This is a genomic window from Paremcibacter congregatus (assembly GCF_006385135.1).
GTDB lineage: Bacteria > Pseudomonadota > Alphaproteobacteria > Sphingomonadales > Emcibacteraceae > Paremcibacter > Paremcibacter congregatus.
In genome coordinates this window covers 3707234-3729502 of sequence record NZ_CP041025.1, presented here as the reverse complement: position 1 = coordinate 3729502, position 22269 = coordinate 3707234, and the positions used below count along the sequence as shown (strand labels likewise).

Below are 22269 nucleotides of genomic sequence, written 5' to 3'. Positions count from 1 at the left end.
AATTTTAGAGGAGCTAAATATGAGCCATTTTCTGGATAAAATGACTTTTCTGACCAGAGAAAAGCCGGAAACATTTTCCGACGGCCATGGGATCACAACAGAAGAGGACCGCAGTTGGGAGCGGGCTTATCGGGGACGCTGGTCCCATGATAAAATCGTGCGCTCCACCCATGGGGTGAACTGCACCGGCTCCTGTAGCTGGAAGATCTACGTCAAGGGCGGTCTGGTCACCTGGGAAACCCAGCAGACCGATTACCCCCGCACCCGCAATGATCTGCCGAACCATGAACCGCGCGGCTGCGCCCGTGGCGCCAGTTACAGCTGGTATCTCTATAGCTCCGCCCGCCTGAAACATCCGATGATCCGCAGTCGCCTGTTGAAGATGTGGCGCGAGACAAAAAATGTCTATTCCGATCCGGTGCTGGCCTGGGCTAATATCGTGGAGAATAAGGAAAAGGCCAATTCCTACAAACAGGTGCGCGGCCTTGGTGGGCTGGTGCGCGCTGACTGGGACGAGGTCAACGAGATCATCGCCGCCGCCAATATCTATACCGCCAAAACCTACGGCCCGGACCGGGTGATCGGCTTCTCGCCCATTCCCGCCATGTCCATGGTGTCTTATGCCGCGGGCTCCCGCTATCTGTCGCTGATCGGCGGCACCTGCATGAGCTTCTATGACTGGTATTGCGATTTGCCGCCGGCCTCACCGCAGGTTTGGGGCGAGCAGACCGACGTGCCGGAAAGCGCCGACTGGTATAACAGTTCCTATATCATGGCCTGGGGCTCCAACGTGCCGCAGACCCGGACGCCGGACGCCCATTTCTTCACCGAAGTGCGCTATAAAGGCACCAAGACCGTTGCCGTGACGCCGGACTATAGTGAAGTGGCGAAGCTCAGCGACATATGGCTTAACCCGCGTCAGGGCACCGACGCCGCCATGGCGATGGCCATGGGTCATGTGATCCTGAAAGAATTCCATGTGGATCGTCAAAGTGATTATTTTGACGATTACACCCGGCTCTATTCCGATATGCCGATGCTGGTGCAGATTGACGAGCAGGACGGCACCTATGTCGCCGGCCGCACCCTGCGGGCTTCCGATTTTGAAGACAATCTGGGGTATAAAAATAATCCCGAGTGGAAGACAGCCATGATTGACGCCAATACGGACGAGGTCGTGGTGCCAAACGGCACGATCGGTTCCCGTTGGGGCGAAGAAGGCAAATGGAATCTGGAATCCAAGGACCTGAAAGACGGCAATGAAATCTGGCCGCTGAAATCCCTGGTCAAGAAACATGATGAAGTCCTGTCCGTCGCCTTCCCGTATTTTGGCAATCTGGAACATGAACAGCCGATTTTCCAGGCGACAGATCATGACAGTATCCTGCATCATAATATTCCGGTGCGGAAAATCAAAACCCGCGACGGCGATAAATATGTCGCCACCGTTTATGATCTGATGATCGCCAACTATGGCGTCGACAGTGGCCTCGGCGGCGATAATGTCGCGCAAAGCTATGATGACGACAAGCCATACACTCCGGCCTGGCAGGAAAAAATCACCGGCGTGTCCCGCGAAAAAGTGATCAAGGTCGCCCGTGAATTCGCTGACAATGCCGACAAGACCCGGGGCCGGTCGATGATCATCATCGGGGCCGCCATGAATCACTGGTATCACATGGATATGAACTATCGTGGTGTGATCAATATGCTGGTGATGTGTGGCTGTATCGGTAAATCCGGCGGCGGTTGGGCTCATTATGTTGGTCAGGAAAAACTGCGGCCGCAAACCGGCTGGCAGCCACTGGCCTTCGCGCTCGACTGGCACCGTCCGCCGCGGCATATGAATTCCACCAGTTTCTTCTATAATCACGCCAACCAGTGGCGCTATGAGAAACTCGGGGTTGATGAAATTCTCTCGCCGCTGGCCGACAAGAAGAAATGGGAAGATTATTCCCTGATCGACTGTAATGTGCGGTCAGAACGCATGGGCTGGTTGCCTTCCGCACCGCAGTTGCAGGAAAATCCGCTGGAAATCACCAAAAAAGCCAAGGAGGCCGGTAAATCTACCGCAGACTATATCGCCGGCCGTCTGAAAGATGGTTCGCTGCAAATGTCCTGTGAAGATCCGGATGATCCGCGCAACTTCCCGCGCAACATGTTCATCTGGCGCTCCAATATTCTGGGGTCCAGCGGCAAAGGCCATGAATATATGCTGAAGCATCTGCTCGGCACCCAGAACGGGGTTTTGGGCAAGGATATTGGCGAACGCGGCGGCAAACGCCCGAGCGAAGTTGCCTGGCATGAGACGGCGCCGGAAGGCAAGCTTGATCTGGTGGTGACCCTCGATTTCCGCATGTCCACCACCTGCCTTTATTCCGATATCGTGTTGCCATCAGCAACCTGGTATGAGAAGAACGACCTCAATACCTCCGATATGCATCCCTTCATTCATCCGCTCAGTCGGGCGGTGGATCCGGCGTGGGAAAGCCGTAGCGACTGGGATATCTATAAAGGATTCGCCAAGAAATTCTCCGAACTGTGTCCGGGGCATCTGGGCGAAGAAACCGATGTGGTGGCCCTGCCGATCCTGCATGATACTCCGGCCGAACTGGCTCAGGGGCTGGACGTCAAGGAATGGAAGAAGGGTGAGGTTGACCCGATCCCGGGCAAAACCATGCCGTCTTACATCGATGTGGTGCGCAACTATCCTGATACTTACAAAAAGTTCACCGCCCTGGGTCCTCTGATGACCAAGATCGGCAACGGTGGTAAAGGCATCAGCTGGAATACCGAACCCGAGTATAAATTCCTCGGCGAGCTAAACCGGGTGGTGACGGATAATGGTGTCTCGAAGGGGCTGCCGCGTATTGAGACGGATATTGATGCGACGGAAGTGATCCTGTCGCTGGCGCCGGAGACCAATGGTCAGGTGGCGGTAAAGGCCTGGGGGGCGCTGGAAAAAATCACCGGCCGCAATCACAAGCATCTGGCCCTGCCGAAAGAGGATGAAAAAATCCGCTTCCGGGACATTCAGGCCCAGCCGCGCAAGATCATCTCTTCCCCGACCTGGTCAGGGCTGGAAGATGAGCATGTGAGCTATAACGCCGGTTACACCAATGTCCATGAACTGATCCCTTGGCGGACGCTCACCGGGCGTCAGCAATTCTATCAGGATCATGCCTGGATGCGCGATTTTGGTGAAGGCTTCTGTGTCTATAAGCCGCCAATCAACACCAAAACCACCAAACCGGTGATTGACAGCAAGGGCAACGGCAATCCGCAGATCGCGCTCAACTGGATCACCCCGCATCAGAAATGGGGCATTCACAGCACCTATTCTGAAAATCTGCTGATGCAGACCTTGTCCCGCGGCGGTCCGATCGTCTGGATCAGTGAAGTTGACGCCCAGAAAATGGGGGTCGAGGACAACGACTGGATCGAGCTCTATAACGTTAATGGCGCCATTGCCTGTCGGGCCGTGGTCTCGCAGCGGGTGAATGAGGGTATGTGTATGATGTATCACGCCCAGGAGAAGATCATCAACACGCCGGGATCTGAAACCACCGGCAAGCGCGGCGGCATTCATAACTCGGTTACCCGGGCGGTGGTCAAGCCGACCCATATGATCGGCGGGTACGCCCAGCTGTCTTATGGTTTTAACTATTACGGCACCGTGGGATCAAACCGCGATGAATTTGTCATCTGTCGCAAGATGGATAAGGTTGATTGGATGGATGAACCCGCAGATGGCGTTTCCGGCAATTTGAATCATGAGGAGTTAGCATAATGAAGATTCGTGCTCAAATTGGAATGGTCCTCAATCTGGACAAATGCATTGGTTGTCACACCTGTTCGGTGACCTGCAAGAACGTCTGGACCTCGCGTCAGGGCGTGGAATACGCCTGGTTCAATAACGTGGAAACCAAGCCTGGGGTCGGTTATCCCCGCGATTGGGAAAACCAGACCAAATGGAACGGCGGCTGGACCCGGTTGGGGAATGGCAAGCTGCAGCCGCGCATCGGCGGTAAATTCCGGGTGCTGGCGAAGCTGTTCGCCAACCCGGACCTGCCGGAAATTGACGATTATTACGAGCCCTTCACCTTTGAATATGAACGGCTGCAGAAATCGCCCGAAGTGCATACCCCGCCGACGGCCCGGGCTCATTCGGCGATCACCGGCGAGGTGATGGAGAAGGTCGAATGGGGTCCCAACTGGGAAGAAATCCTTGGCGGCGAATTTTCCAAACGCTCTCAGGATTACAACTTCGCCCAGATGGAAAAGGAAATTTACGGCCAGTTCGAAAATACATTCATGATGTATTTGCCGCGGCTGTGCGAACATTGCCTGAACCCGACCTGTGCGGCGGCCTGTCCCAGTGGCGCGATCTATAAACGCGAAGAAGATGGCGTGGTGTTGATAGATCAGGAAAAATGTCGCGGCTGGCGCATGTGCGTCAGTGGTTGTCCCTACAAGAAGATTTACTTCAACTGGGAAAGTGGCAAGTCCGAGAAATGCACCCTGTGTTATCCGCGTCTGGAAGCAGGCGACCCGACGGTCTGTTCCGAAACCTGTGTCGGCCGCATTCGTTATCTCGGCGTGTTGCTGTATGATGCGGATCGCATCGCCGAGGCGGCGTCTGAAGAAGATGTCGAGGACCTTTATCAGGCTCAGTGCGATATCTTCATGGATCCCCATGATCCGGAGGTCATCAAGCAGGCCAAGAAAGACGGCATTCCCGACAGCTGGATGGAAGCGGCGCGGAATTCCCCGGTCTATAAAATGGCCATGGAATGGAAAGTGGCGTTTCCGCTGCATCCGGAATATCGCACCCTGCCAATGGTGTGGTATATTCCGCCGCTCTCCCCGATCCAGTCCGCCATGGAAGACGGACGGCTTGAAAAAAGCGGTGTTATTCCTGATGTCAACGATCTGCGTATTCCGGTGAAATATCTCGCCAATATGCTGACCGGCGGCAAGGAACAGCCGGTGGTCGAGGCATTGGAGCGTATGCTGGCCATGCGCGAATATATGCGCGGCAAGACCGTTGAGGGGGTCAGCAACAACGAGATCCTTGACCGGGTGGGGCTTGATGAAGTTACCCTCGACGACATGTACCGTATCATGGCGCTGGCCAATTATGAAGACCGCTACGTCATTCCGACAAATCATCGGGAATATGCCGGCGAGACCCCGTTTGATAACGAGATCGCCTTTGAACAGCGTTCAAGTTGTGGCTTTAGCTTCGGCAATGGCTGTGGTGACGGGGGTCAGACCCGACCTAATCTGTTTGGCGGCTCAACCCATAAAAACACCATGTCGGGCAAAGTAAGGAGCAAATCATGAAGACCTTTAAAATTTTAGGGCTGCTTCTGGCCTACCCCAAACCGGAAATCATTGATCATCTGGACGAGATGATCGCGGTTCTGGCGCAGGAAAACCTGCTGCCGAAACGGGCGTTGAAGAAGGTAACGGCCTTTGCGAGGTCCCTTCAGGGGCGGGACATCTATGAAATCCAGGAAGACTATGTCGAATTGTTCGACCGGGGGCGGGCCCATTGTCTGCATCTGTTTGAACATATTCACGGCGAAAGCCGCGACCGGGGCCAGGCGATGGTCAATCTGGTCGAGGCCTATGCGGAAAAGGGTTTTTACATCACCCCGGGCGAGTTGCCTGACTATCTGCCGCTGTTTCTCGAGTTTTTGTCCCATTGCCCGGCAGAGGAGGCGACGGAGCTGCTCGGCGATCCGATCAATGTGATCGGCGCCATCGGCATCAAGCTGAAAAAACGTAAAGCCCCCTATGCGGTGATTTTCGAGGCGCTGGAATCTCTGTCCCGCGTTAAACCCGACGCGGCGATGATGGCCGAAGCCAAGGCCGCGCCAGTGGAAGAACTGACGGCGGAAGACATCGACAAGGACTGGGAAGAGGCAGCGGCTTTTGACAATACTGACGTTGCCGGTGACGATTGCAACAGCTGTTCCGCTTTCCCCAACGCGGCCGAGGCCCTGAAGGAATTCACCGATCCGGCACCGCAACATTTAAATGGAGGTCAGTGACATGCCAGAATCCATCACACTTTTTCTTAATCACCTGATCTTCGGAATCTATCCGTATCTTGCCGTTCTGGTGATGGTGCTGGGCTCAATCCTGCGCTATGACCGGGATCAATACAGCTGGAAAGCCGGCTCGAGCCAGATTTTGCGCTCGAAAGGCATGCGGTTGGGCAGCAATCTGTTCCATATTGGCATTATTCTGCTGTTCTTCACCCATCTGGTGGGGCTGTTAACGCCGGAATCCGTTTATCACTATGTCATCACCACCGAGGCCAAACAGATCCTGGCGATGGTCGGTGGCGGCATATTGGGCGGCATCTGTTTTATCGGCCTGACGATCCTTCTGGTGCGGCGCATGACTGATCCGCGCATCCGGGCGACCAGCAAGTTCTCCGATATTCTGCTGCTGTGGCTGCTGTATATTCAGCTGATCTTAGGATTGATTTCAATCTTCTATTCGGCACAGCATCTGGATGGCTCTTCCATGGTGGCGCTTGGCAACTGGGCCCAGCATATCGCGACTTTCCGTAGCGGAGCCGCCGATTTCATTCTGCATGAGCCCTGGGTGTTCAAGGCGCATATCTTCCTGGGCCTGACCATCTTCCTGATCTTCCCCTTCACCCGTCTGGTGCATATGCTCAGCGTGCCGGTGAAATATATCTTCCGGTCAGGCTATCAAATTGTCCGCAAACGAGGAAAGGGATTCTGATGCCGGTATTCGTCAATAAATATGAAATCAGTGATGATGCCGTCCATGAGGAGATGGTGCATCACCCGGCCCCGGATCTGGCGGCGGCGCGGCTAGAGGCGGCGCGGGCGCTGGTGGTCAAACGGCTGCTGCTCGAAGAAGCGGCGGCTGAGGATATGGTCAGCGCGAAGGATCTCGACGATCTGCCGGAAGAAAAGGTGGAAGTCGTGATCCGTCAATTGCTCGACAGCGTCATCACCACGCCCGAGGCCGATGAAGAAACCTGCAGGCGCTATTATGATCAGCATCAGTTGCGCTTTGTCGACAAAACCACAGAGAAGGTTCTGCCCTATGATCTGGTGCGGGCCCATATCGTACAGTATCTGGAGGACAAGGCCTATCATTCGGCGTTTAACGCCTACCTTGATAAGCTGATGGCCTGCGCCAAGATTGTCGGCCTGGCGGCCTGATGGGTCTCTAAAATGACTGACCTCTAAAATGACAAAGGCCCGACAGAAATGCCGGGCTTTGTTTTTCCTTGAGTTGTGCCGGAACCCGCGGCAGATTATCTGGCCAACAGAAGAAAAACAGGGAGGGAGTTATGAACTACCCTATAAAATCTGGCCGGATATTGCTCCGGCCAATGACGGTTTCTGATGCACCTCGGGTTTACGCCTACCGCCGTCAGCCCACCGTCGCGCGCTTTCAGGGGTGGACGCCGGAAACAGTGACGGAAGTGGAAGATCACGCGATTAATATGCAAGCCTGGGGGAATGATATCGCCGGGCGCTGTATCCAGTTGGTGATCGAGCAGCAGGAAGATCCGGCCAGTGGTGTCATGGGGGATATGGCGTTTAGTCTCGATACGGAAACCAAGGCTCAGGCGGAACTGGGGATTGCCTTTGATCCGGCCTTTCAGAAACAGGGATTTGCCCATGAGGCGGTGACAGGTCTTGTATCAGCGTTGTTTGATCAGCTAAAACTCCACAGAATTCATGTGTCTATTGATCCGGCTAACAGGGCGTCACGGATGTTGTTTGAACGCGTTGGGTTTCGTCTTGAAGGTCATTTGCGCAAAAGCGTTTATTTTAAAGGTGCATGGTGTGATGACATCGTTATGGCGGTGTTGGGGGAAGAATGGGGGGAGTGATCCGGGAGCAGTTGGGGCGTGGCTTCTAGTGTTCCTTCTAAAATGACAAAGGCCCGGCAGAAATGCCGGGCCTTTTACTTATGGGGTCTTCTGGTTGCGGTTTATTCCGCCGCGAGGTTCCGCAAGACATAATGCAGGATGCCGCCATTGTTGAAGTAGGTTACTTCATTGGCGGTATCGATGCGGCAGAGTACGGTGATTTCTTTGGTGGAACCGTCTTCGAAGGTCACTTTCACCTGTACATCCTGACGCGGGCTGATGCCGCCGGAGACGCCGGTGATGTCAAATGTTTCCGTGCCTTTCAGGCCGAGGGTCTGACGGTTGTCGCCGTCCTTGAACTGCAATGGCAGAACACCCATGCCCACCAGGTTTGAGCGATGAATACGCTCAAAGCTTTCCACCAGAACGGCTTTGACACCAAGCAGATTAGTGCCCTTGGCGGCCCAGTCCCGGCTTGACCCGGTGCCGTATTCCTTGCCGCCAACTACCACCAGCGGTGTGCCGGCGTCCTGATAGCGCATGGAAGCATCAAAAATGCTGGTCACGTCGCCGGACGGATAATGAGTTGTCCAGCCACCTTCTGTACCCGGCGCCATTTCGTTGCGCAGACGCACATTGGCGAAGGTGCCGCGCATCATGACCTCATGGTTGCCGCGACGGGAGCCGTAGCTGTTGAAGTCTTTGCGTTCCACGCCATGCTCGGTGAGATATTCACCGGCCGGGCTGTCGGCTTTGATGGCGCCTGCCGGAGAAATATGATCGGTGGTGATGCTGTCGCCCAGCAGCGCCAGAAGACGCGCGCCCTGGATATCCCCCGCGGCGGCGCCGGCGGTTTTGCTCATGCCCTGGAAGTAAGGCGGATGCTGGATATAGGTGCTGTTGGCGTCCCAATTATAGGTTTTGCTGTCGTCGACCTTGATCTTCTGCCACTGTTCGGTGCCGGCAAAGACGTTGGCGTAACGTTCAACAAACATTTCACGGTTCAGGAAGGTCATGGCTTCTGCGACTTCCGCATTGCTTGGCCAGATGTCTTTCAGATAAACATCATTACCGTTTTTGTCCTGGGCGATAACATCTTTGGTGATGTCGATCTGCATGGACCCGGCGATGGCGTAGGCCACAACCAGCGGCGGTGAGGCGAGATAAGACGCTTTCAGGTCCTGAGACACGCGGCCTTCAAAGTTGCGGTTTCCGGACAGGACAGAGGCGCAAATCATATCATTGTCATTGATGGTGTTGCGTAGCGGATCGGCCAGCGGGCCGGAGTTGCCGATACAGGTGGTGCAGCCATAGCCGACCAGATCAAAACCGATGGCATCCAGATGCGGTGTCAGGCCGGCTTTATTCAGATAGTCGGTGACCACCTGAGAGCCAGGGGCGAGAGATGTCTTTACCCACGGCTTGCTGTTGAGGCCAAGTTCATTGGCTTTCTTTGCCACCAGACCGGCCGCCATCATCACGCCCGGATTGGAGGTGTTGGTGCAGCTGGTGATCGCCGCAATCATGACGTCGCCGTTGCTGATCTTGTAATCAGCACCTTCGACGGGATATTCTGTTTTCTGATCGGCCGCTTTGCCGCGAGTTTCCAGCAGTTCTGTGAAAGAGTTGGCGGCATTGCTGAGCACAACCCGGTCCTGGGGACGGCTTGGGCCGGCAAGACTTGGCTCAACCGTACTGATGTCAAGGTGCAGGGTATCGGTGAAAACCGGATCGGGGCTGTTGCTGTCGCGCCACATGCCCTGTTCTTTGGCATAGGCCTCGACGAGAGCGACGGTTTCGGCATCGCGTCCGGAAAAGGTCAGATATTCCAGCGTCTGGGCTGAAACCGGGAAGAAGCCGCATGTCGCGCCATATTCCGGCGCCATATTGGCCAGTGTCGCCTGATCGGCGAGGGTCATGCTGTCGAGTCCGTCGCCGTAAAATTCTACGAATTTGCCGACCACGCCTTTTTCGCGCAACATCTGTACAACCGTCAGCACCAGATCGGTGGCGGTGATGCCTTCCTTCATGGCGCCGGTAAGTTTGAAGCCAACGACTTCCGGGATCAGCATCGATACCGGTTGACCGAGCATGGCGGCTTCGGCTTCGATGCCGCCGACGCCCCAACCAAGTACGGCGAGGCCGTTGATCATGGTGGTGTGGCTGTCGGTGCCGACACAGGTGTCAGGGTAGGCGACTGTCTTGCCGTCGATATCGGCGGTCCAGACGGTCTTGGCAATATATTCCAGATTGACCTGATGGCAAATACCGGTCCCGGGCGGGACGGCGGAGAAATTGTCGAAGCTGCCCTGGCCCCATTTCAGGAACTGGTAGCGTTCGTTATTGCGTTCCATCTCCAGATCGACATTGCGCTGGAAGGCTTTGTTGTCGCCGAAGTTATCGACCATGACACTATGGTCAATCACCAGGTCAACAGGGGACAGCGGGTTAATCTTTTGCGGGTCACCGCCCATGTCGGCCATGGCGTTGCGCATGGCCGCCAGATCAACGACGGCTGGTACGCCGGTGAAATCCTGCATCAGAACGCGGGCCGGACGATACTGAATTTCCCGGGCTTCCTTGCCGAGGTTTTTCTGCCAGTCGACAATTGACTGGACGTCATCGGTGGTCACTGTGACCCCATCTTCATAACGCAGGAGGTTTTCCAGAAGCACCTTAATGGTGTAAGGCAGACGCGATACGTCACCGAGTTTTTCTGTTGCTGCTTTCAGGGAGTAATAATCATACTCTTTACCGCCCACATTGAGCGTCCGGCGGGTGTTGAGGGTATCTTGACCTACAGTAGCCACGGGTGAATCTCCTTTGAATTTAGATGTGTATAGGCTGTTGACAGGCGCAGGATGTGCCGATTGGGTTCGGCATGTCAGCTGGCTTGTGCGGAAACTTAGGTGCTTTTTGCACTAAAATTCGGCTTTTCTCAAGCGAAAATGCGTATCTGAGAGCGGTTCTTAACAAGCGATGGTCCCGCGAAGGGTGAAAAAATGCTGCATCGCATCATTTAGGCCAAGAGAAACCGTAACTCTTGGGCCCTTGCCCGTTTCGCCGTCCGGAAAGCCGTTGGTAATAAAATGACGCCTGGAACGTCCGGCCTTGATCAGAGAGGGATGGATTACAGCCGGGTTAAACACATTAAATAAGATATATCGAATATAATTAATTGTTAATATTTCTCGCCTATAAGATGTAAAACTACCAAGTCAGTTGCGTATCACTTATGAATTAGTAACAAAGAACATCCTTCAAATAAGTTTTGTTGATTTGAACCTGTAAGGAATACACAAGATATGAATAACTATGCGGTTGGCAGAAAATTATCCGGGGGTCAGATAATGACCCTGATTTTCACTGCTTTTGGGGCGAACACGTTACTCATGGCCGTGGTCTTATTGTTTGAGAACGCCTTTTTATCCACCGCGTTTTTGTTGCCGGTGTTGATTAGTGGCGCGATCACGACGGCGGCTTTCTTTGTCTGGCGCCGGCTTCACCCTTTGATTGTCCATATCGAAGACGGCGGGAATGACCAGACGGCGGAGATAGAAAATCTCCGCGCGTTGCTTGAACTTGAACAGGCCAGTTTGAAGGAACAAAAACAGGAATTTCGTCAGGTGGCCATGAGAGCGTCTCTGGCGGACGAGATTCAGCATCAGGTTCAGGATGAAATGGATTTTCTGAAGGATTTTGCCGGACAAACCAAAACCAGCCTGTTTAAAATGGCGGATTCTATTGATATCGAGTTGCAGGAAAATATTGAAAATATTACCAATCATGCGGAAAAGGCCAATGCGATTGCGGCGCAATTGACCGGTTCCGCGCGCACCGTGGGGGACAAATCCGATTCCGTGGCCGCGGGGGCGGCCCAGGCGCTGGACAATACCACCAATGTACAGAAATCTACCGAAAACCTGCAAGCTGCGGTGGATACCATTACCCGGCAAATGGAACAATCGACGGAACTGACGCAGGAGGCGGTTACGATCAGTGATGAAACCCAGAAGACCATCGGTGGCCTGGAAGAGGCGGCGCAGGGAATTGGGGAAATCATCGGCCTGATCAGTAATATTGCCAACCAAACCAATCTGCTGGCCCTGAACGCCACCATCGAAGCCGCCCGGGCGGGGGAAGCCGGCAAAGGCTTCGCGGTGGTGGCCTCTGAAGTCAAGGGTCTGGCGAGCCAGACCACGCAGTCCATTGGCGATATTACGGAGCATGTGGAAGGCATCCAGATGAAGGTGGCCGCGGCAGTCAAGGATATTGATCGCATCAAGCGCAGCATTGACAAGGTTCAGGCCTCGTCCGATGTGATCCGTGAAGAAGTCACCCGGCAGAGGGCGGCGACACGAGACATTGCCGACAGTGCCGATCGGGCCCAGGCCAGTGTACAAATGGTGACAATGGGCGCCCGCGATATTTCGACAGTCGCCAGCGGCAATGCGACCATCGTCAAGGAAATTAACGATATTTCAGAAGAACTGGCCAGGCAGGTTCAATTGATCCGCAAAAATATGATGGATATTGTCAATTGCGCCCTGGTCGAGAATGACCGCCGCAATACGGAACGCCATCGGACCTCGTCGACGTCAACTATTATCATGGAAGGCCAAGAGAACAGCATGACGGTTCAGGTTGTTGATTACTCCATGGGCGGATTGCAGATCCGGGTGATCGACCCGATGCCGCCGAAGAGCTGTACGAAAGGGCGGATTATGGCCGGGGGCGCCGAAACCGAAATCAATTTCGAAGTGCGCAGTGTGCATGATGACATTTTGCATGTTGAATTCAGTGATGATGTGGAGCTGATCCGTCTGTATAATGTTTACCTTAAAGCCAAGTTGCCGGATGCCGAGGACACTGATGTCATGGAAGAGGTTGAGTTGTTCGGCTAAGGAGGCAAGGCTGTTGTGGGCTGGAAATGCGGCAAGTGTGCCGCATTTTGCCTGCAAAAGACCTTAGTTTCGGCATAGTGAGACCTTAATGGCTTTCTATATTCCTATTGTAGACGAAAACGATAGGAGACATATCCATGAGACAGAGATTACATACCACCGTTCTGGCGAGACAATCTGGTTCGCAGGTCTGGCAGGGTTTTCCCTGGTCAAAGGTTATGCTGTCGTTTTTCATGACCAGCAGCTTTCTGATTTTTGCAACCCTGGGCGCCAACTCGGCGGAAACCGGCGTTACCTGGACCGACCATGTCAGCGAAATTCTGGCGGGAACCGCGGTGTTCAGTCTGGCGGCCATTCTTCTGCTGTCCGCCGGGCGATTGTTACCGAAAAATTTTTAATATCGACTTCCTACGAGACTGATTTCCTCCAGGACCACCCTGTCCTCACCTTTCAGAGTCCTGGAGGGACCTGCTTCCGGCTAAAAAAGAGCTTATCCCGATCAGCTTTTGTCCGGAAGCAGGTATTTTTTTGTCCGCATCTGTGCGGCAAAGGTGATCTCGGTCTTTTTTAATTGTGCCGGGAATGCTATAGCTTGCTGAAATAACAAATGGATTTTTTCAGTGAACCAGATGATTCGGGGACGGAACCTGACCTGTATTCGGGGAGATCGGCCCATATTTTCCGATCTTGCCTTTGATCTTGCACCAGGGCAGGCGGTAATTTTGCAGGGCGCCAATGGCTCGGGCAAATCAAGCCTGATGAAAATTATTGCCGGTTTGTTGAAGGCCGAGAGGGGCGAGATTCTGGCCGGCGAGGAAAATATTCTCGGGGATCGGGACTGGACCAGCCGCAACCTGTGTTATCTTGCCCACAAAAATGGCCTGAAGCCGGAATTGACCGTCGGCGAAAATCTGGATTTCTGGGCGCGGATGGAAAATCACAATGGTGATATTCGCGCAGAAGCCGCTAAAATCGGCATTGATCATTGTCTCGACTTGCCCGTAAGTTACCTGTCCTCCGGGCAGGGCCGCCGGGCGGCGCTGACGCGGGTGTTGTGTCATCCCGGACAGATCTGGTTGCTGGATGAACCGACGGTTGGTCTGGATGCGGCCGGGGTGGATATGCTGGCCGGCCTGATGGCGGGACATCTGAGCCGCGGCGGATCAATTCTCGCCGCCACCCATATTGATCTTCATTTACCGCCGGCATGTTGCCAAACCCTGCAGATGGCTGATTTTTCCTATAAGGCGACACGGGAACCTCTGGGGGATTTGGTATGGTGAAATTGCTGTGGCTGATTATCACCCGCGATGTGCGGTTGTCGGTGCGCCACGGCAGCGCCACGACCATGGTTATGGGATTTTTCGTGATTGTGGTGACCCTGTTTCCCTTTGCCATCGGGCCGGAACAAAATATTCTTGAGCGGATTTCCGTCGGTGTGATCTGGGTTGCGGCGCTGCTGTCCTGTCTTTTATCGCTCGACCGGATGTTTCAGACCGATTACGAAGACGGGTCCCTGGACCAGTTTCTGCTGAGTCCGGTCCCGCTGGAGGCGGTGGTGGTGGCCAAATGTATTGCCCATTGGCTGTCAACGGCGGTGCCTTTGATTCTGCTGACGCCGGTTTTGGGGGTGATGATGAATTTGCCGGAAGAGGGCTTCTTGCCGTTGCTCGGGGTGATGCTGCTCGGCACGCCGGCGTTAAGCTTTATCGGCGGCATCGGCGCGGCGTTGACGGTGACGTTGCGGCGTGGCGGGGTTTTGCTGTCGCTGCTGATTCTGCCGTTGTATATTCCGGTGTTGATTTTCGGGGTTCTGGCGGTCAAGGCGTCGATCGACGGCTATCCGGCTATGGGGCATGTGATGTTGCTCGGCGGATTTACCCTGTTCAGTGCGGCGATTGCCCCCTGGGCGGCGGCGGCGGCGATCCGGTCGGGTCTCGAATAGAATTCAGGCCGGACAGGTTCAGCGTTGATAGACGGCCACGGCGCTCAAATGGCGTGGATCGGTATCTTCGATGGTGGTTTTCAGAAAGCCAGGGACATAGGGTTTTACCCGGTCCATCATGCGGCTGACGCGGGGATAATTGCGGCGCACCTTGCGGGTGAACATGCGCATCATATAGCTTTCCGACACCAGAAGGCTGAGCCCGATCAGGGCCAGAAGCTGGCCAAAGGGCAGTGGCAATGGCGCTGAAATCAGGCCGATCAGAAAAAACAGCCAGCCAATGGCGAGCTTGAGAGGTCTTTTCATTTTTTTGAGCTTGTTCATATTGCTTTTCCCGCAGATAACACAAAAGTGATTAGATAGGGGAACCTGATGTATATCAAATCAATTGCGGTAAAGTGGCCATAAAACACGATGAAAGAGGCAATTGTTGCGACGAAAACATCCTATTTCACTTGATTAAACAGGCCGTACCATATAGACCATTTTTTATGCATAAATTTGCCAATCCCGCCCGCTTTATGCGGCTTAGTTATAAACTTCTGCCCTGGACTGCAGGGCTGACCGTGGTGCTCTTTGCAGTGGGGTTGTTTTATGCCCTTTATGTCGCACCGCAAGACTATCAGATGGGGGAAACTTACCGTATTATCTATATCCATGTTCCGGCGGCCTATATGGCGATGTTCGGCTATCTGGTGATCGCGGTGGCCAGCGCTGTGGGGTTCATCTGGAACCACCCGTTGGCCGATCAGGCCGCCCGGGCGACGGCGCCAATGGGCGCGGCGTTTACCGCATTGGCCTTGCTTAGCGGCAGCCTGTGGGGCAAGCCGATGTGGGGCACTTACTGGATCTGGGACGCACGGCTGACATCAATGCTGATCCTGTTGTTCCTCTATATTGGCTATATGGCCGTCTGGCAAACCATTGAGGACCAGGTCCGCGCCGCCCGTATCGCCGCCATTGTGGCGCTGGTGGGGGTGATCAATGTGGTAATCATTAAGTTTTCCGTCGACTGGTGGAATACCTTGCATCAACCGGCCACCCTGATGCGCATGGACGGCCCGACGATCGGGGGTGACATGTTGCTGGCGTTGTTGCTGATGATCGGGGCGTTTAATATGTTTTTTGCCACGGTTCTGATGTGGCGCATGCAGAGTTTGATCTTGCGGCGGCGCATTCGGTCATTGCGGCTGCAACTGGGGGGAAGCGGACAGTCATGAGCGGTAACGATATCTATCTTTGGGCCAGTTATGCCTCGGGTCTTTTTGTCCTGATCGCATTGGCGGTGTCCAGCTGGCGGGCCAAGAAACAGGATGAGAACACCCTGCGGCAGCTCGAAAAGCAAATCCAGGAACATTCGGAAAAACAGGTGTAAGTTATGGCAAGATCCGGCCTCAAAGCAGGGGCGCGCAAGAAGCGCCGTCTCTATCTTCTTCTGACTTCTCTTGCGGTCCTTGGGCTGGCGGTGGTGCTGGTGCTGAACGCATTGGAAGACAATATCCGTCTGTTCTATGACCCGACGGAAGTCATGGAAAGACATATCGCCCCAGGCAAGACCTTCCGTCTTGGTGGCCTGGTGGAAGACGGCAGCTATGCCCAGGAAGAAAAGGATGGCCTGCTGATCAACCTGTTTACTGTCACCGATGGTAACGAGAGCATCAAAGTGCGCTATGAAGGCCTGTTGCCTGACCTGTTTCGCGAAGGCCAGGGCGTGGTTGCCGAGGGCAAGCTGAATGCTGAAGGGATTTTTATTTCCACGGAAGTACTGGCCAAACATGATGAAAAATACATGCCGAAAGAGGTGACCGACAGTTTGAAAAAACGCGGCACCTGGCAGGATTATAAAGATCAGGAAGACGCCTCATGATTGCAGAACTCGGTCATGCGATGTTGGTGCTGGCTTTTGGTCTGGCGATGATACAGGCCATCTTTCCCCTGATCGGGGCCGGGCGGCGGGACGGCCGGATGATGGCCATGGGGCAACCGGCGGCTTATGGTCAGTTCTTCTTTTCGCTTCTGGCTTTTCTGGCGCTGACCTATTCTTACCTGGTGTCTGACTTTTCCGTCGCGGTGGTGGCGCGCAACAGCCACTCCCTGAAACCGCTGCTCTACAAGATCTCCGGCGTCTGGGGTAATCATGAAGGGTCCTTGATGTTATGGGTGATGTTTCTCGCCCTGTTTGGGGCGTTGGTGGCCTATTTTGGCCGTAATTTACCGCGTAGTCTCCGGGCGCGGGTTCTGTCGATCCAGGCCCTGATCGGGGTCGGATTTTATTTGTTCATGCTGTTGACCAGCAATCCGTTTGACCGTCTGCCCGAAGTGCCTTTCGAAGGCAACGGCCTCAATCCGCTGTTGCAGGATCCGGGCCTCGCCTTCCATCCGCCGTTTCTCTATCTTGGCTATGTCGGCCTGTCAGTGGCCTTCTCTTTCGCCATTGCCGCCTTGATCGAAGGCCGGGTTGATCCGGCCTGGGCCCGCTGGGTCCGGCCCTGGACCCTGCTGGCCTGGATTTGTCTGACCATAGGCATCACGCTGGGGTCCTGGTGGGCCTATTACGAGCTCGGCTGGGGCGGCTGGTGGGGCTGGGACCCGGTGGAAAACGCCAGTTTTATGCCGTGGCTGGTGGCAACGGCGTTGCTGCATTCGGCGATTGTCGTTGAAAAACGCGATACCCTGAAAAGCTGGACTGTATTGCTGGCGATTATCGCTTTTTCTTTTAGCTTGCTTGGCACGTTTATTGTGCGTTCCGGCATCATCACCTCTGTGCATGCCTTTGCCACGGACCCGGAACGCGGCCTGTTTATCCTGCTGTTTCTGGCACTGGTGGTGGGGGGCAGTTTTCTGCTGTTTGCCTTGCGTTCAGACCGGCTGCAGGCCGGGGGATTGTTTGCCCCGATCAGCCGCGAAAGCGCCCTGGTGATCAACAATCTGTTTCTGTCGGTGGCGGCGGCGGTGGTGCTCTATGGCACCTTGCATCCGTTGCTCAGTGATGAAGTTTTCGGGATAAAATCTTCCGTGGGCCCGCCGTTCTTTAATCTGATTTTCGGCATTTTGATGGTGCCGCTGATCCTTGCCATGATTTACGGCATGCATTTCAAATGGAAACGCGCCGATTTGAAGGGCGTCACCCAGCGCCTGATGGCGATTGGCGGTATTGGTCTGCTGTCTGCGTTGATTACCCTGTATGTGACTTACGGCGGCGCGATCATGCCGGCGATCTGGATCGGGATTGGGGTGTGGTTGCTGCTGTCAACGCTGCTGGAACTTGCCCATCGCATCAAACTGTTTCAGGGGCCGTTCAGCGACAGCCTGCGCCGTTTGCGACGGCAGCCGCGCGCCAGCTGGGGCATGAGCCTTGGTCATTTCGGGTTTGCGGTCGCGTTACTGGGGATTGTCTTTACTTCCGCCTGGACCGTGGAAACCCAGAGGGTGATGGGACGTGGTGAGAGCATGACACTGGGTGATTATACCCTGACCCTAGATGATGTGGTGGCGGTGGCCGGACCAAATTACAGCGCGGTGCGCGGGATCGTGACGGTGAAGGACGCTGACGGAAATACCACGATCGCCCGGCCAGAAACCCGCACCTATATTGCGTCGCCGATGACCACGACCGAGGGGGCGGTGGAAACCACCCTGCGCGGCGACCTGTTTATTGTTATTGGCGATTCAGAAGGCGTTGGGCGTTTTGGTCTGCGGGCCTATTATAAACCAATGCAGGTCTGGCTGTGGATCGGCGCGACGATCATGGTGATCGGCGGGCTCATCTCGCTCACGGACCGTCGTTACCGCATCGGATCGCCTCAGAAAAAACCGGCGCAGCGTGAAAAAATGAAAACGGGAGTGCCCGATGCCGCTTAAAAGATTTTTGCCGCTGTTTGTATTTGCGGCTATTTTTGTTGCTTTCATCATCGGGTTGCAGCTCAATCCCCGTGAAGTGCCGTCGGCCCTGATTGACAAGCCGGCGCCGGAGTTTTCCCTGCCGCCGCTGCAGGGGGGCGGGGTCGGGCTGAACACCACTGACCTGAAAATGACAGACGGTATTGTGGTGGTGAATTTCTTTGCCTCCTGGTGTGGTCCGTGTCGGGTGGAGCATCCGGCGTTGGAGCAATTGGCGGATATTCCCGGCGTTACACTTTATGGCATCGCCTATAAGGACCGGCCAGAGAACAGCATCGCCTTTCTCAAGAGCCTCGGCAATCCCTATACCAAGGTCGGGGCTGATCTCAAGGGCCGCAATGCCATTGACTGGGGCGTCACCGGAACGCCGGAAACCTTCTTTCTCAAGGATGGCATTATCCGCTATCAGCATATCGGTCCGATCCATCAGGTGCAGATGGCGGACAAGATTTTACCAATCCTGAAAGAGCTGCAGCAGGAGACTGGATTATGAGACATATTCTAATTCTTCTGATCTGTTGCCTGGCAAGCGTCAGCGCCCAGGCCATTGGCGTCGACAAGGACCGTCTGAAGGACCCGGTGCAGGAAGCCCGCGCCCAGGAAATCATGAAACAACTGCGCTGTCTTGTGTGCCAGAATCAGTCGATTGTCGAATCTGATGCCTCTCTGGCGCAAGATTTGCGCGCCATTGTTCGCGAACAGGTCAAGGCGGGCAAGACGGAAGCCGAGATTCTTGAGTTTATGACCGCGCGTTACGGCGACTGGGTGTTGCTCAAACCACCTGTGCGGGGCAGTACGCTTGTGCTCTGGTTCGGACCTTTAATCCTGTTGCTCGGCGGTGGTCTTCTGGTGATCCGTTATGTGCGGCAACGCCCGGAAACAGCGCAACCTTCGCCGTTGAACGCAGAAGAAGCCGAGAAATTGAAAAAAATACTGGCCGGAGAGGATAAGTAATGTTCTGGATTTTTCTCGTCCTTGCCTTGATCGCCGCAATCGCGATGGTTTTACTGCCCATGTTCCGTCAGGCAAAAGACCGGTCTTCTGCTCCGGCGCCCCAACGTCCGGGTCGTAACATCGATGTCTATAAAGCCCAGCTGGAAGAACTGGAGGCCGATCTGCAGGATGGCCGCCTGAATGTGGCGGAAGCCAATGCCGCCCGGCTTGAAATTGAACGCCGACTGCTGAAAAGCGCCGCCGAGCAGCAACAGCCAACCACCGGGGCCCAGACGTCGGTTGCTTTTTTGGCGGTGCTGACGGTTGTTATTCTGCTGGCGTCAGGGGCGTTTTACCTGATGACCGGCAGCGCGGGGATGCCTGATTTTCCCCTGAAGGATCAAAAACATTCGGCGACGGCGCAAGCGTCCGAAAGCCCGGAAGCCGCCCAACGGGATGGGGAAATTGTCGCGCTTCTCGCCACATTGCAAAAGACCCCCGATGACGCCGGCAGCTGGCGCAAACTCGGCCAGCTTTACAGCCGGGCCCAGGACCGCGTCGGGGCAGCGCATGCTTTCCAGAAATGGCATGAACTGGCGCCCGACGATCCCACGGCGGCGGTGGTATACGGCGAAAGCCTGATCATGCTCAGCAATGGCCGGGTCAGCCCGGCAGCCTTGCTTGTGCTCAGACAGGCGGCCGCGCTGCAACCGCGGAACCCCGGTGTGCGACATTATCTGGCGTTGGCCGATTATCAGGCCGGCGAGGTGACGCAAGCGTTGGCCAGCTGGAAAGCCCTGGAAGCGGATTCCGCGGAGGGCGCGCCCTGGCTTGGTCAATTGCGCGCCTGGATGCGGCGGGCGGAACAGGACCTGGGAATGGTTCCGGATACACAGACCGCGGTCGCACCAGCCTTGAGCGCTGAAGATCGCGATGCCATCGGCAATATGTCGAAGAGCGAACAAATGGACATGATCCGCAGCATGGTTGGTCGTCTGCAGGCGAAAATGGAGGCCAATCCCGAAAATGTCGAGGGTTGGTTCCGTCTGGCGAAGGCTTATATGGTGCTGGGCGACAAACCGCAGGCAATCCGGGCCTTGGAACAGGCGGCGCCCCATGCGGATGCGGAACTGCAATCTGAAATTAAAAAACAGCTGGAAATTTTACGTAAATAGGCGTAAAATTTCCAGAATCAGTCGGACGTAGAAAACTGTCCTTTTCCCTTCAGAATGACCGGGGCCTGCGGAATTACGGTTCTGCAGTTAACCGAAGAAGACTTTTATGCCCTGTTAGTGAAACAGTAAATTTTGCTAACCAGATATGGTTTTGTGATGAAAATAACCTCGAATTCGCAATTGCTGTCTTCCCTGAACGGGCTGGTTGATCCTAACCAGCGCCAACAGCAGCAGTCTATTCAGGACCAGCAGGATCTGGGCAGGAGGTCGTCCCGACAGGCGTCGGAAGAGGTTGGCAGGTCAGAACAGAATCAGGTCCGGGATGCAGATCGCCAGGACCGCATCAATGCCAACCGCAAGGCCCTGACGGAGTTGCAAAGTCGCCTGAAAGCCGATCAGCTGGAAAAACTCAGGCAGGAGTTTTCTGTTGACGGGCAGGAAGGGGCATCGTCCCCCAATCTGAATTTACGGGAAAGTCTCGGCAGCTCCAGCAAACCAGTGGACACCCGTCCAGGTCAGATTATCGATATTCGCGTGTAAAGCTCTCTTATTCCGCCTGTTGTCCGGTCAGGTGTTTTTCGTCTGCCGAAATTTTTACAGCATTGTCCCGGCGTGGTCCGGCGTCTTTACGGTGAGGCGCATCGCCGTCCCTTACCCCAATCAGAATCCGGAAAGCCTCGGCGTTGGCGGCAACGACGATGGCCAGCATAACAAAAGTCAGCGCTCCGGCGAGACCTTCGATCAGAAGGGTCGTCGCGATATAGTGGATATCTAACTTGTCAGAGGTTTTGTGCAACAACAACGTGAGGACATAGGTGTAGAGCGCCAGAGGCAGAAAGGCCCGAAGAGCGACCCACCACAGGGTAATCGTATACCCGCGGGTGCTTTTCCAGATGTCGCTGAAATTGAGCGAGGTGCGGCCCAGGGCCAGACCGGCTGTAAACAAGGACAGGCGAACGAGAATGGGCGAGAAGATAATCATGACCACCATGGTGGATTTGACCGCCAGTTGCTGAATGAGTTCTTCCGATACGAACACCCCTTGTCCCTGATAATAGACCATCAGGGATATCGACAAGACCAGCGTCGGCACCAGAAGGGCGAGTGAAATCATCAGAATGCGCATCAACGTCCGGCCAAAACGCCGTATGGAAAAAGCGCGTCCGTTAAAGCCGCTTTTGAGCAGCTGGCCATAGGTGGCATGCTGCGCGCCGAGCAGATACTGGCGGTACCAGGCAATGGCGAAGCTGGCGGTCACCAGATTCAGCAGATAGATGCTGTTGAAGGTAATGTCTTTTTCGTGCAGCAGGATTTGTTCGGTGAGTTTGATCACCACCCACAGAAACAACGGTCCGGAGGCCAGGCGAAAAAAATCGTCCATATGGGTTGCTAAAAAACGGTAACTTTCCCGGATAGAGGCGCCGACAGTTAATTTCTTATGGTGCACAAGGCATATCTTTCTGTATAACCATGGCATTTTCAGCTTATATGCAGCTTTCACCATAGTGTGATTGGCAGTTTATGTGACCTTAAGGTACG

The 22269-nt window shown here is 54.8% G+C and carries 21 protein-coding genes; 18 read left to right on the top strand and 3 right to left on the bottom strand.

Annotated features, from left to right (window positions below; genetic code table 11):
* Positions 1 to 19 precede the first annotated feature (19 nt).
* From FIV45_RS16450 to FIV45_RS16425, 6 genes are all read left to right on the top strand, one after another.
* The gene (locus FIV45_RS16450; protein ID WP_099473559.1) at positions 20 to 3790 is read left to right on the top strand and encodes a nitrate reductase subunit alpha; all 3771 of its coding nucleotides are present in this window, start codon (positions 20 to 22) and stop codon (positions 3788 to 3790) included.
* The gene (narH, locus tag FIV45_RS16445) at positions 3790 to 5346 is read left to right on the top strand and encodes a nitrate reductase subunit beta (protein WP_099473557.1); all 1557 of its coding nucleotides are present in this window, start codon (positions 3790 to 3792) and stop codon (positions 5344 to 5346) included. The genes FIV45_RS16450 and narH overlap by 1 nt, the downstream gene beginning before the upstream one ends.
* Complete coding sequence (gene narJ / locus FIV45_RS16440; protein ID WP_099473556.1) at positions 5343 to 6059, top strand: nitrate reductase molybdenum cofactor assembly chaperone; 717 nt, start codon at positions 5343 to 5345, stop codon at positions 6057 to 6059. The genes narH and narJ overlap by 4 nt, the downstream gene beginning before the upstream one ends.
* Position 6060: 1 nt before the next feature.
* On the top strand, positions 6061 to 6765 hold the full coding sequence (gene narI / locus FIV45_RS16435; RefSeq protein WP_099473795.1) for a respiratory nitrate reductase subunit gamma: 705 nt from the start codon (positions 6061 to 6063) through the stop codon (positions 6763 to 6765).
* Positions 6765 to 7214 (top strand): hypothetical protein, encoded by a 450-nt coding sequence (locus tag FIV45_RS16430; RefSeq protein ID WP_099473554.1) that lies wholly within the window; start codon positions 6765 to 6767, stop codon positions 7212 to 7214. Before narI ends, FIV45_RS16430 begins: the two co-directional genes overlap by 1 nt.
* Positions 7215 to 7345: 131 nt before the next feature.
* Positions 7346 to 7894, top strand: a complete 549-nt coding sequence (locus tag FIV45_RS16425; protein WP_099473552.1) for a GNAT family N-acetyltransferase — start codon at positions 7346 to 7348, stop codon at positions 7892 to 7894.
* Between the two features lie 101 nt (positions 7895 to 7995).
* Here FIV45_RS16425 and acnA read toward each other — a convergent pair whose 3' ends face one another.
* Positions 7996 to 10683 (bottom strand): aconitate hydratase AcnA, encoded by a 2688-nt coding sequence (gene acnA / locus FIV45_RS16420; RefSeq protein WP_099473550.1) that lies wholly within the window; start codon positions 10681 to 10683, stop codon positions 7996 to 7998.
* 495 nt (positions 10684 to 11178) lie between these two features.
* Here acnA and FIV45_RS16415 point away from each other — a divergent pair, with 495 nt between their 5' ends.
* The 4 genes from FIV45_RS16415 to ccmB all read left to right on the top strand — a co-directional run bounded on the left by FIV45_RS16415 (position 11179) and on the right by ccmB (position 14722).
* Positions 11179 to 12777, top strand: a complete 1599-nt coding sequence (locus FIV45_RS16415) for a methyl-accepting chemotaxis protein (RefSeq protein WP_099473549.1) — start codon at positions 11179 to 11181, stop codon at positions 12775 to 12777.
* Positions 12778 to 12914: 137 nt separating this feature from the next.
* Positions 12915 to 13175, top strand: coding sequence for a hypothetical protein (locus FIV45_RS16410; RefSeq protein ID WP_099473547.1), 261 nt, complete (start codon positions 12915 to 12917; stop codon positions 13173 to 13175).
* A 231-nt stretch (positions 13176 to 13406) separates the two neighbouring features.
* A complete protein-coding gene (ccmA, locus tag FIV45_RS16405) occupies positions 13407 to 14060 on the top strand; it encodes a heme ABC exporter ATP-binding protein CcmA (RefSeq protein WP_099473793.1) in 654 nt (217 codons plus the stop codon).
* Entirely contained in the window at positions 14054 to 14722 is a 669-nt protein-coding gene (gene ccmB, locus FIV45_RS16400) for a heme exporter protein CcmB (protein ID WP_099473545.1), read from the top strand. The genes ccmA and ccmB overlap by 7 nt, the downstream gene beginning before the upstream one ends.
* An 18-nt stretch (positions 14723 to 14740) precedes the next feature.
* Here the strand turns inward: ccmB and FIV45_RS16395 are convergent, their stop codons facing one another.
* Positions 14741 to 15046 carry a PGPGW domain-containing protein gene (locus FIV45_RS16395; RefSeq protein ID WP_099473543.1) on the bottom strand — a complete coding sequence of 102 codons (306 nt, stop codon included), beginning with the start codon at positions 15044 to 15046 and terminating at the stop codon, positions 14741 to 14743.
* Positions 15047 to 15213: 167 nt separating this feature from the next.
* Here FIV45_RS16395 and ccmC point away from each other — a divergent pair, with 167 nt between their 5' ends.
* From ccmC to FIV45_RS16355, 8 genes are all read left to right on the top strand, one after another.
* Positions 15214 to 15942, top strand: coding sequence for a heme ABC transporter permease CcmC (gene ccmC, locus FIV45_RS16390; protein WP_099473541.1), 729 nt, complete (start codon positions 15214 to 15216; stop codon positions 15940 to 15942).
* Positions 15939 to 16097, top strand: coding sequence for a heme exporter protein CcmD (gene ccmD, locus FIV45_RS16385; RefSeq protein ID WP_099473539.1), 159 nt, complete (start codon positions 15939 to 15941; stop codon positions 16095 to 16097). The genes ccmC and ccmD overlap by 4 nt, the downstream gene beginning before the upstream one ends.
* Before the next feature lie 3 nt (positions 16098 to 16100).
* Positions 16101 to 16589, top strand: coding sequence for a cytochrome c maturation protein CcmE (gene ccmE, locus FIV45_RS16380; protein WP_099473537.1), 489 nt, complete (start codon positions 16101 to 16103; stop codon positions 16587 to 16589).
* On the top strand, positions 16586 to 18583 hold the full coding sequence (locus tag FIV45_RS16375; RefSeq protein ID WP_099473535.1) for a heme lyase CcmF/NrfE family subunit: 1998 nt from the start codon (positions 16586 to 16588) through the stop codon (positions 18581 to 18583). The genes ccmE and FIV45_RS16375 overlap by 4 nt, the downstream gene beginning before the upstream one ends.
* Positions 18573 to 19115, top strand: a complete 543-nt coding sequence (locus FIV45_RS16370; RefSeq protein ID WP_099473533.1) for a DsbE family thiol:disulfide interchange protein — start codon at positions 18573 to 18575, stop codon at positions 19113 to 19115. The genes FIV45_RS16375 and FIV45_RS16370 overlap by 11 nt, the downstream gene beginning before the upstream one ends.
* Positions 19112 to 19576: a cytochrome c-type biogenesis protein gene (locus tag FIV45_RS16365; RefSeq protein ID WP_099473530.1), complete on the top strand. Its 465-nt coding sequence runs from the start codon at positions 19112 to 19114 to the stop codon at positions 19574 to 19576. Before FIV45_RS16370 ends, FIV45_RS16365 begins: the two co-directional genes overlap by 4 nt.
* Complete coding sequence (gene ccmI, locus FIV45_RS16360; RefSeq protein WP_099473528.1) at positions 19576 to 20730, top strand: c-type cytochrome biogenesis protein CcmI; 1155 nt, start codon at positions 19576 to 19578, stop codon at positions 20728 to 20730. The genes FIV45_RS16365 and ccmI overlap by 1 nt, the downstream gene beginning before the upstream one ends.
* A 156-nt stretch (positions 20731 to 20886) precedes the next feature.
* Entirely contained in the window at positions 20887 to 21270 is a 384-nt protein-coding gene (locus FIV45_RS16355) for a hypothetical protein (RefSeq protein WP_099473526.1), read from the top strand.
* 7 nt (positions 21271 to 21277) lie between these two features.
* Here FIV45_RS16355 and FIV45_RS16350 read toward each other — a convergent pair whose 3' ends face one another.
* A complete protein-coding gene (locus FIV45_RS16350) occupies positions 21278 to 22177 on the bottom strand; it encodes a hypothetical protein (protein ID WP_133118587.1) in 900 nt (299 codons plus the stop codon).
* Between the last annotated feature and the right edge of the window lie 92 nt (positions 22178 to 22269).